Below are 10,047 nucleotides of genomic sequence, written 5' to 3'. Positions count from 1 at the left end.
TTGTCCAGATGATACAGACGGCGCACTTTGGCTATGGTTTCCATGCAAATCACTCCAGTTTCCTCCCGGCAAATCCGGCAGGATATCAGGTGGTCAATTTACACGCTGTTTTCCACCCAATTCTGGCAACTTTTGCACGCTGTTTAACATGAATATTCTGGAAATTGAAAAACTCAGCAAAAAATTTGTGTTGCATCTGCGTGGTGGTTTGAATCTGCCTATTTTGCGCCATATACAATTGAGCGTTGCTGCCGGTGAATGCGTCGCGCTGGTCGGCGCCTCAGGTAGTGGAAAATCATCCCTGCTGAGAACAATATATGGGAATTATCGGGCAGAATCCGGTGCCATCCGCCTGCGCAACGGGCTGAGTATGGTGGATATTTTGCAAAGCAGCCCCCGCGAAATCATCGCGTTGCGGTTACAGGTAATGGCTTATGCCAGCCAGTTTCTGCGGGTCATTCCCAGAGTCTCCACCCTGGATCTGGTCGCGCAACCCCTGGCCGATCAGGGCATTGATACGCAAACGGCCATGGAACGCGCCACTGAGATATTGCTGGAATTGAATCTGCCGCAACACCTGCACGCCCTGCCTCCCGCCACCTTTTCCGGGGGCGAACAGCAACGGGTGAATCTGGCCAGAGCTTTTGTCGGTCAACACCCCCTGATTCTGCTCGATGAACCGACCGCTTCCCTGGATGGTCGCAATGCCACAGCGGTCAAAAACAAGATTCTTCAAGCCAAAAAAACCGGTCGGGCGGTACTGGCGGCATTTCACGACCCCGACTTTATCGCTCAGGTGGCTGATCGCCAATATTCCATCCCATCCCTTTCGGAGCCTGTCCCATGAAAACCCTGACCTTCAGTAATTTCCGTATGGTTCTGGAAGATCGCATTGTTCATGGCGCTCTGACCCTGGATGAAAACGGCAAAATCATAGCGCTGGAAGAAGACCCGCATCCCCGACCCGGCAGTGAAGACGGACAGGGCGACTGGTTGTTGCCCGGACTGGTGGATGTGCACACCGACAATCTCGAACGCCAGGTACAGCCGCGCAGCAACGTGCGCTGGCCTTCCCGTTCCGCTTTTCTGGCCCATGACAGCCAGTGTGCGGCCGCAGGCATCACCACTGTGGCAGATGCCCTTTGTGTCGGAGATGCCGGCTTTGAAAGCCAGCGTATCCAGACCCTTCGCGATGCGGTCGTAGATCTTACTTTTCTGGATGAACAAGGGTTATTACGTTCCGACCATGTGCTGCATCTGCGCTGTGAACTCCCGACACCCAACATGCAGCAATTGTTTGAAACAGCAATGGCTCAGGCCCCGGTTCACATGATCAGCATCATGGACCACACCCCCGGCGTCGGCCAGCATGCCAATCTCGACAAATTCCGCGAAGGACGGCGTGGTGATGGATACAGCGAGGCCGAACTGGACCAGATGATTGTGGAAGCCCAGCAGCGTCGGGAAATGCATAGTGAGATCAATCGGCATTATCTTCTCGAAAAATTGCACGGGATGGGTTTGCAAATCGCCAGCCATGACGACCGCACCGCCGAAGAAGTTCGCCGAAACGCCGCAGAGGGTATTCGCATTGCCGAATTCCCGGTGACCCTGGAAGCGGCACAGGAAGCCAGAAAACTGGGGATGGCCACCGTCGCAGGTGCCCCCAACGTGGTGCGCGGTGGCTCCCATTCCGGCAATGTCGCCGTACGCGATCTGGTTGCCGCCGGACTGGTGGATGTGCTCGCCTCGGACTACGTCCCCCACGCCATGCTGGAAGCGGCCTTTGCTCTGACCCGCATGAGCCTGATCAAGCTCCCTGAAGCGGTGCAGATGGTCAGCCTCGCCCCGGCGCGCATGCTCGGGCTGGAAGATCGTGGCGCGCTGCAAATCGGCATGCGCGGCGACCTGCTCCGGGTGCGCGATTTCGACAACCATCCTTTATTGCGTGCAGTCTGGAAAGCCGGTGAAAGAATTGCCTGAATCCATGCGTGTCGCCATTTATTATGTACCAGAAGCCGATGATCCCCTGTGGATAGCAGGTAGCCATTGGTTGGGTTGGGATTCCGAAACTGCGCAGGCAAGACAAAGACCCCCGATTCATGGCCTCGCAGAGGCTTCACGACGCGCCAGTCGTTATGGCTTCCATGCCACCATCAAAGCGCCCATGCCCTTGCAGGGTAACCTGGATAAGCTGATCGCAAAGCTGGAGCAACAGCTCGCAGATACCCCGGCTTTTTTCCTGCCTCCCCTGCAATTGGTTCAGGATGAAGGCTTTGTTGCCCTGCGGCTCAGTCAGCCCTGTCCTGAACTGCACGCATTGGCAGATGCCTGCGTGCGCAACCTGGAACCCTGGCGGCGGCCCTACACTGACGAGGAAATTTCGGCAAGAAGCCAGAAGTTAAAGCTTCCCCGGCACCGGGAATACCTGGAACGATGGGGCTATCCATTTGTATTTGAAGAGTTTGTTTTTCACATGACGCTCAGTGACCAGCAACCCGACACGCGTTTGCTGACAATCGCCAAAGAGTATTTTGGTGACATCCCCTGGCGGCCACGCCGCTTGCAGAGCCTCGCATTAGCCTGTGAAACAGACCCGAACGCACCCTTCACCCTTTTGCGTCGTCTGCCCCTCGCTCCGGCGACACCCGCCCCCCAGCAAAATAAATCATGAAGCCCCTGCTGGTTCTGGTAGTGGGTCCTTCCGGTGCGGGCAAGGATTCAGTCATTCGCGGCGCAGAAGCCACACTGAAAAATGACCCACGTTTCTATTTCGCCCGGCGAATGGTTACCCGCAATACTCCACAGGCTGGAGAAATCAACATCAGTGCCGAAGCATTCAGACAGCACACTGAATCCGGTTATTTTGCCAAAACCTGGGACGCGCACCAGCTATCCTACGGTCTGCCCCGGTCGGAATTGCAGCCCCAAAACGCCGCTGTGCAAATCATCATTGCCAATGTTTCGCGCACGGTATTGAATGACCTGCTTGCGGAACATGGTGGACATGTTTTATATATCACGGCTTCGCCCTCGGAAATTCGCCGCCGCCTGGAAAAACGCCATCGTGAAAGTGCTGCATCCATCAACGACCGCATGCGTCGTCACATTCCCCTGCCGGATCAGTTGCCCATGACCACCATCCGTAATGATGGATTGCTGGAAGAGGCCATCAAACAATGTGTGCACAGCCTCATCGGTTTGGTGGAACGCCCATGATCAGCACCAGCAAAGTGCAGTTCGTCCCCGGAATCACCATCTGGAAACAAATTGTCGATGATCTGCAGGCCCGCATAGATTCCGGTGAACTTGTCGAAAACCAGAAACTGCCCGGCGAGGCGGATCTGGCCAAGGCTTACGGAGTCAATCGCCACACCATGCGCCGCGCCCTGCAGGAACTCGCGGCCGTGGGCAAAGTGCGCATACAGCATGGTCGCGGCAGTTTTGTTGCCAAGCATGTGTTTGACTATGAACTGGTCGAAAGGCCGCGCTTTTCGGAATGGGTCAAAAAGTACAATAAACCCGGCAAAAATGACATTCTCGAAGCGGCCATACTGAATCTGGCCGAGCTGCCTGAATTGGCGCGCATTCAGCAATATGGCGTCTTCCCGGAATATTCCCAGGTTGCCATGATCAAAACCCTTGGCCGGGTCGGTGAAGAGCCCATTTCCATTGCCAGACATCTTTTTTTCGGGGAAGCCCTGCTGGCCCTGGTGGATGATCTGCACGCCGGACGCGGTATCACTGAATCCCTGCGCCAGCATGGCATACAGGATTATACCCGCATGCGCTCCACCATTTCGGCCGCCATGTCCGGCCCCCAGGAGCGGGAGCTGCTGCAAGTCGAAAAAGGTGAAATCGTTTTTGTCTGCGAAAATGTCAACGTCGATACGAGCGGCGTCGGCATAGAATTCTCAACGGTCATTTATCCGTCTTCACGGGTGCGGCTGGTTTATGAGCTGGGTTGAGCGCGTTCTGGTCAGAATAAACACCCGCTTCAGCCATCTCCGCGCCGAATAAAATGCTGGCCCAGGCCATATACAACCAGAGCAGAAACACCGGAAAAGCGCCCAGAGCCCCGTAAACTGTTTCAAAAGTCGAGAAGCGCAAATAGGCGGATAGCCCGAATTTGTCCAGCTCAAACAAAAAGGCTACCGTCATACCCCCCAGCAGCGCATCACGCCAGCGCGGCGCTGCCGCCGGCAGAATCTTGTAGAGCAGCAGCATCATCACCGTCACCACCAAAAAAGTCAGAATATGACTGAAAAACGGCGGCAGCACGGGAATATGCCCCAGATATTTTAACAAGGGTTGTAAAGGCCCCAGCAGGGGCAGGAGCAAGGCCACACTCAGTGGCGCCACGACCAGCATGGCCAGATAACGCAAAACCCGGCACCACCAGCAATGGGGTGCAACTCCCCAGATGGCATTCAGATGCCGCTCTACCGCGTGCAGCAGAAACACAGCCGTCAACGACAAACCGATTACCCCCAGCAATCCCAGTTGGGCACCCTTGGCGGCCAGTAAATTCACTTCATGAAGAATGGTATAACCCGTCTGCGGAACAAAGCTGCGCAATATCAGACGATCCACCTGTGTGCGATGCATCACGCTGAAACCCACCAGATTCCACATACTGAATACCAGCACTGCCAGCGGAATCAAACCGAATAAAGTCGTATAGGACAGCAGACCAGCCCGATCAATGCAGTCATCTTTCCAGAAGCCATGCCAGGCCCGATACCAGCGAAAGCCAAAACGAAGCACAAATCCCCTACGGGCATGAGGCAGTGGGCGCGAACCATCTTCCTTTTTACCAAAACACTGCTGGCCCTCTTTCTGATCGGTGCTCACGAAGACGCCTCCCTGTCCAGACAATGACGAATAAATGGAATGGTCAGTTGGCGCTGCTGCTCCCAGCTACGTGCATCCAGCATCTCCAGCAAGGACTCCAGCACGACCATATCCCGCGACTGATGGCGTAGCACATACCGGGCAACGTCCCGGTCCATGCGTAAGCCGCGACGCTGGGCCATGGTCTGTAAAATATGCAGCCGCTGTAGATCATCGGGTAATTGCAGAGCCATTGGCACACAGGCACTGAACCGGCTCGCCCAATCCGGCAGCGTCCAGACGAGTTGCCGGGATGCTTCCCGACCCGCCAGCAGCAAAGGCCGGGCTCGATGAAAACGTTCATTGTAAAGGTCATACAAAAATTTTTCTTGATCCACCTGACCGGCCCAGGCGTCCACATTATCCAGACAGACCAAAGGCGCATCCACCAGACTGGAAAAAGTTTCCGGGAGCGCCAGATCTACAAAGGACTGCATCATTTCGGCGCATTCAATATAAGGTATCCAACCCGCATCACTTTGGGCAGCGCCCTGTAACAAATGGCTTTTACCCACCCCTCCCGGGCCATGCAAATAAAGTCCAAACACAGGTGCTGGCCGTACCAGCAGACTCCGAACGGCATTCAATGCGGCAGTGTTGGGTTCTGGACAAAAATCATTGAGCGTTGCGCCGCTTCGCAACCCCAAAGGCAGGCGCATCTGGCCATTGGCGAGCATCAGCAGCGCCTGGACGACAAATATCGTAAGCCTTCAGAGCTTACCCAGGGGAAACTATCATGGCTTGGCATGACTCCAGAAGCTAGGCAAGAGACCCTTGGCTGTCAAGCAGATTCTTATCTACCTTCCTGCTCTATAAAACCTAGCAAATAGGCTTCAGCACCGTCAGACGACCAGCAGGTCGTTTGCAGCCATCCCTGCCACTGACTACAATCACAGGGATTCATTCCCAACCGACCAGCAGGAGAGTAAAGCAATGTCTGAATATAAAGTACGTGAAGAATTGAAGCCCAGCGGTCTTGACGGCATTTCCGACGCCCAGATCAACGATCACTGGGGCTTGTACACCGGCTATGTCAACCAGAGTAATGCCCTGCACAAAGAACTGGAAGAAATGCGTGCGGCTGGCAAAACCGCTTCCCTGACCTATGCCGACCGTCGTCGTCGTTTTGGTTTTGAATACAATGGCATGGTTTTGCATGAATACTACTTTGCCCAGATGAAACCCGGCGTCAGCATGGATCAAGCGCCCGGTTTCAAGGCTGCCGTCACCGAACAGTTCGGCAGCGCCGAAGCCTGGCACGAAGACCTCATGGCTGCTGCCAAAAGCCGCAGTATTGGTTGGGCGATTGCCTATTACGATGGGACTACCGGCCAGATCAACAACCATTTCGTCCAGTTACACGAAGATGGCAACATTGGCGGCTTTGTTCCCCTGGTCATTGTAGACGTGTTTGAACATGCCTACATGGTTGACTGGAAAGCCCTGGGGCGCGGCGATTACCTGGCAGCACTCCACAAAAACATGAACTGGAGTGTCATTGAAGCACGCTTCCAGGCAGCCAAAAGCGGACAGATTTTCAAGCGCTTCTGATCGATTAGCGGGGTAACCCTGACGCCCCATGACTTGTGGCGTCTGAGTGAAGAGCGGCCTGGCCGCTCTTTTCTTTTGACAGCAGCCAGCCCCCCTCATAACATGACCCGAAATTGACGGAGGAACTTGCTGTGGACAGCCCCAAACCGCTTAGCTATCGCAGTGCAGGAGTCAACATTGACGCAGGAAATGCGCTGGTTGACCGGATCAAGCCCCTCGCCCGCAGTACCCACCGCCCCGGAGTGCTTGGCGGTATTGGCGGCTTTGGTGGACTTTTTGAATTGCCCACCGGTTATCGCGAACCGGTACTGGTATCAGGAACCGATGGCGTCGGCACCAAATTGCTGCTGGCCCTGGAAGCCCAGCAGCATGATGGGATTGGCATTGATCTGGTAGCCATGTGTGTCAACGACATCCTGGTTTCCGGCGCTGAACCCCTCTGGTTTTTGGATTACTACGCCTGCGGACAACTGGACACGGCGGTAGCCGAAGCCGTCATCACCGGAATTGCCGAAGGCTGCCGTCAGGCGGGCTGTGCCCTACTGGGCGGCGAAACCGCCGAAATGCCCGGTATGTACCCCGGCGGTCATTATGACCTGGCGGGCTTCGCGGTCGGCATCGTCGAAAAAAACGAAATATTGAGCAGTGATGCCTGTCAGGAAGGGGATGCCCTTATCGGCATCGCCTCATCCGGCGCCCACAGTAATGGCTACTCCCTCATTCGTGAAATTCTGGTCCGCAGTGGTGCTCATGCGCATATTCAGTTAAATGGCGAAGCCCTGGTCGAACTCCTGCTACGTCCCACCCGGATTTACGTGCAGGCAATCCAGAATCTGCGTAAGGTCGTCAGCGTTCATGCTCTCGCTCACATTACCGGCGGTGGCCTCACTGAAAACCTGCCGCGCTCCCTGCCCGCCCAGCTGAGCGCCCACATCAACCCCCAAAGTTGGCAAATCCCTACGCTGTTTCAGTGGTTGCAGGAGCAAGGTCAAGTCAGTACCGAAGAAATGCGGCGGGTATTCAACCTCGGCATTGGCATGGTCGCCATCGTCCCCTGGGAATCCCGGCAAAACGCTCTGGAATCCCTGCAGGCCAGCGGGGAGCAAGCGTATGTCATTGGTCAGCTTGCCCTCCGTCAGGCCGATAACGGGGTAGTTTTTCTTGACTAAAAAACTGGTGCTGCTGATTTCCGGTCGCGGCAGCAATTTACAAAGCATCCTGCGGGCCTGTCAGACCGGACAAATAGCCGATGCGGAAATCGCCGCAGTCATCAGCAATCGGGCCGAAGCCCCAGGACTGATGGTGGCTCAGGCAGCAGGTATCCCCATCGAAGTCACAGACCATCGTGACTTTCCCAGTCGCGCCGAGTTTGATACTGCGCTGCAGCAGCAGGTTGACCGCTACGCTCCGGATCTGGTGGTACTTGCCGGTTTCATGCGGCAACTGACAGATACTTTTGTAGAACACTATCTGGGACGGCTGGTCAACATTCACCCTTCCCTGCTGCCCGCCTTTCCCGGTCTGCATACCCATGCCCGCGCCATCGCTCAAGGTGTCTGCTGGCACGGTGCCAGCGTCCATTTTGTCATCCCGGAACTGGACGCCGGCCCGGTCATCATTCAGGCTGCCGTACCTGTCCATACGGATGACGACCCGGCCAGGCTGGCGGCAAGAGTTCTTGCTGCCGAACACGAAATTTATCCCCGGGCATTGAGCGCCGTTCTGAGCGGCTGGTGCAGCCTAAAGGAAGGTCGGGTGCGTTGGTCAGAACCTGTTCCTTTCTGCGCAGATACAGCCGTCAATCCGGTTTTTACAAGACCGTCATCTCCCTGAAAGTCTGTCACTGTCCATTCAGACAATGCACTGAACCGGAAACCTCCACAGACATCGCCGATTCACCGGGCGCACTGGCCACGGGAGTACGCGCCGCCATCATCATCACTGGCCCGGGAGAACTGCGTAACGTATTAATCTGTACGGAATTCAGCACGCTTTGCGAATAACCAAAATCCTTGCAAAAGTTATTCGCACGCTGCTTAAAGCGCTGAATAGCCTGATGGGCTGCTGCTGTTGCAGCGCTTTCACGGGCACTTTCAGTAGGGGCAGCCTGCATGGAAACCAGCTCCAGACGGGATTGTAAATCTCCCAGGAGCTGATCCAGCCGGGAGGATTGTGGAGCGCTGACCTGCAAAGTCTGCTGTACGGTCCAGCCATCGGGCTTACCATCCACATAATCACGTTGCGTGTGATAATTCATCGTCTGCGCCTGGACATGATCAGCTTTCCCCGTCTGCTGTAAGGCCCAACGCATTTTTGCGTTCACTTTTTGCCCCAGATCTGCAGCATTTGGCCCGGTGGCACTGGCCTGCAACTGCGCAACCATGAGCGTATTGGGCACATGGTAAGCTTGTTGCACGCTGAGATTTATTTCCTGGGCAGCCGTACCCGCTGAAGCCGCCAGTGAAACAGGGAATAATCCCCACAGTAAAATTTTCATTGCATTTTTCATTTAGTTTCTCGCTCCATTCAGTGACTGATGCATGCACCCGTTCGCCAGTGTTAACAACTAACTACCCAGACGGAAAATATCAAGAATGCGATCGCGGCGCAGCAAATGCACACTAAACATCCCCACATGCCCAATCCAGTAAGCCCATACCAGATTGGACAAAGCTTTATGCAAAGGGATCAGAGTTTGCAGCACCGCTCCAGGGGGCGTACCTCCCTGGGGTAGAAAGAAAAAAATTATCGTACCGGTAAGGGCCATCCAACTGACCAGAAGCAGACCAAGCCCATGGATCAGGGCAGCAAGTCCAGAAGCTGGGCCGGGAGATTGAAGTTTTCCGTGCAAAAGTAACCGAAGGTCATTAAAAACCGGTTGCCAGGGACCCGTTAATGGAAAAAATTGCTGGCGTACCCTTGCGGAAGTGGCAATCCAGAGCCACTGCCAGAGCAGGAAAAGTGCAGTAGTCAAACCCACCCAGGCATGAAAGCTGAACAGTAACTGGGTGAAACTGGCATAATCTGCGTGTTGCCAATCGGGTGTCATCCATAAGGAGGAAAACAGTTGAATGGTTACACCGACAGCAATACCGGCGTGAAGCCAGCGTGCCTCCGGTGGCCACAGATTTTCCCTACCAGCGCCAGAGTCTGAGCTATTTCTTTTCAAAGAGATAATTCCATAATTTGCCATGCGTCAGACATGAAAACATAGCCCACATCCATTTTAAGGACCTTCGCCATTGCTCCGGCAATCATACCAGAGTGCCTCCAATAAAAAGCAACAGCTTGTCCACAGCCATTTCCTTGACTATCTTTTATTCAGAGTGTTTACTCTGGTTTATCTGGAGAAAATCTTATGACTGCGAAATACATACGTTTTTTTAATGAAATTCGCATAGAAGATGTGCCCTTGGTCGGTGGTAAAAACGCTTCTCTGGGAGAGATGTATCGCCAACTCACGCCGCAGGGAGTGAAAGTACCCAACGGCTTTGCCATTACCGGCGACGCCTATCACTATCTGCTGGATCAGGCCGGTGCCTGGTCAAAGCTGCATGAGGCACTGGACGGCCTCGACCCCGATAATGTTCGCGATCTGGCCAA

The 10,047-nt window shown here is 54.8% G+C and carries 13 protein-coding genes; 9 read left to right on the top strand and 4 right to left on the bottom strand.

Annotated elements, in window-relative coordinates; all coding sequences use genetic code 11:
* Positions 1-148: 148 nt before the first annotated feature.
* Genes phnL through BLW97_RS06400 form a run of 5 tightly spaced genes read left to right on the top strand, consistent with a single transcriptional unit; the run spans position 149 to position 3,968 of the window.
* On the top strand, positions 149-847 hold the full coding sequence (gene phnL, locus BLW97_RS06420) for a phosphonate C-P lyase system protein PhnL (RefSeq protein ID WP_075322691.1): 699 nt from the start codon (positions 149-151) through the stop codon (positions 845-847).
* A complete protein-coding gene (locus BLW97_RS06415; RefSeq protein WP_075322690.1) occupies positions 844-1,983 on the top strand; it encodes an alpha-D-ribose 1-methylphosphonate 5-triphosphate diphosphatase in 1,140 nt (379 codons plus the stop codon). Before phnL ends, BLW97_RS06415 begins: the two co-directional genes overlap by 4 nt.
* Entirely contained in the window at positions 1,967-2,674 is a 708-nt protein-coding gene (locus BLW97_RS06410) for a DUF1045 domain-containing protein (protein WP_242947718.1), read from the top strand. The genes BLW97_RS06415 and BLW97_RS06410 overlap by 17 nt, the downstream gene beginning before the upstream one ends.
* A complete protein-coding gene (locus BLW97_RS06405; RefSeq protein ID WP_075322689.1) occupies positions 2,671-3,219 on the top strand; it encodes a hypothetical protein in 549 nt (182 codons plus the stop codon). The genes BLW97_RS06410 and BLW97_RS06405 overlap by 4 nt, the downstream gene beginning before the upstream one ends.
* Positions 3,216-3,968, top strand: coding sequence for a GntR family transcriptional regulator (locus BLW97_RS06400; RefSeq protein WP_075322688.1), 753 nt, complete (start codon positions 3,216-3,218; stop codon positions 3,966-3,968). The genes BLW97_RS06405 and BLW97_RS06400 overlap by 4 nt, the downstream gene beginning before the upstream one ends.
* On the opposite strand, the gene BLW97_RS06395 is transcribed toward BLW97_RS06400, so the two are convergent.
* Together BLW97_RS06395 and hda are read right to left on the bottom strand one after the other, a co-directional pair.
* The gene (locus tag BLW97_RS06395; RefSeq protein WP_075322687.1) at positions 3,922-4,854 is read right to left on the bottom strand and encodes a YihY/virulence factor BrkB family protein; all 933 of its coding nucleotides are present in this window, start codon (positions 4,852-4,854) and stop codon (positions 3,922-3,924) included. The two genes, BLW97_RS06400 and BLW97_RS06395, sit on opposite strands and share 47 nt — an antisense overlap.
* Complete coding sequence (hda, locus tag BLW97_RS06390; protein ID WP_075322686.1) at positions 4,851-5,570, bottom strand: DnaA regulatory inactivator Hda; 720 nt, start codon at positions 5,568-5,570, stop codon at positions 4,851-4,853. The genes BLW97_RS06395 and hda overlap by 4 nt, the downstream gene beginning before the upstream one ends.
* 256 nt (positions 5,571-5,826) lie before the next feature.
* Here hda and BLW97_RS06385 point away from each other — a divergent pair, with 256 nt between their 5' ends.
* The 3 genes from BLW97_RS06385 (at position 5,827) to purN (ending at position 8,277) form a co-directional block, all read left to right on the top strand.
* Entirely contained in the window at positions 5,827-6,444 is a 618-nt protein-coding gene (locus tag BLW97_RS06385; RefSeq protein ID WP_075322685.1) for a superoxide dismutase, read from the top strand.
* Positions 6,445-6,575: 131 nt separating this feature from the next.
* Positions 6,576-7,613 (top strand): phosphoribosylformylglycinamidine cyclo-ligase, encoded by a 1,038-nt coding sequence (gene purM, locus BLW97_RS06380; protein WP_075322684.1) that lies wholly within the window; start codon positions 6,576-6,578, stop codon positions 7,611-7,613.
* Positions 7,606-8,277 carry a phosphoribosylglycinamide formyltransferase gene (purN, locus tag BLW97_RS06375; protein WP_075322683.1) on the top strand — a complete coding sequence of 224 codons (672 nt, stop codon included), beginning with the start codon at positions 7,606-7,608 and terminating at the stop codon, positions 8,275-8,277. Before purM ends, purN begins: the two co-directional genes overlap by 8 nt.
* 7 nt (positions 8,278-8,284) lie before the next feature.
* On the opposite strand, the gene BLW97_RS06370 is transcribed toward purN, so the two are convergent.
* Positions 8,285-8,941, bottom strand: coding sequence for an SIMPL domain-containing protein (locus BLW97_RS06370; RefSeq protein ID WP_158025134.1), 657 nt, complete (start codon positions 8,939-8,941; stop codon positions 8,285-8,287).
* Between the two features lie 69 nt (positions 8,942-9,010).
* The gene (locus tag BLW97_RS06365) at positions 9,011-9,613 is read right to left on the bottom strand and encodes a cytochrome b/b6 domain-containing protein (RefSeq protein WP_010639159.1); all 603 of its coding nucleotides are present in this window, start codon (positions 9,611-9,613) and stop codon (positions 9,011-9,013) included.
* A 189-nt stretch (positions 9,614-9,802) separates the two neighbouring features.
* Between BLW97_RS06365 and BLW97_RS06360 the strand changes: the two genes are divergently transcribed.
* A partial coding sequence (locus BLW97_RS06360) for a PEP/pyruvate-binding domain-containing protein (RefSeq protein ID WP_278278489.1) occupies positions 9,803-10,047 on the top strand: 245 nt, incomplete at its 3' end.

The organism is Acidithiobacillus albertensis (genome assembly GCF_001931655.1).
In the GTDB taxonomy this organism is placed as follows: domain Bacteria; phylum Pseudomonadota; class Gammaproteobacteria; order Acidithiobacillales; family Acidithiobacillaceae; genus Acidithiobacillus; species Acidithiobacillus thiooxidans.
The sequence above is the reverse complement of the archived record's forward strand: the minus strand, read 5'-3'. Positions and strand labels throughout refer to the sequence as shown.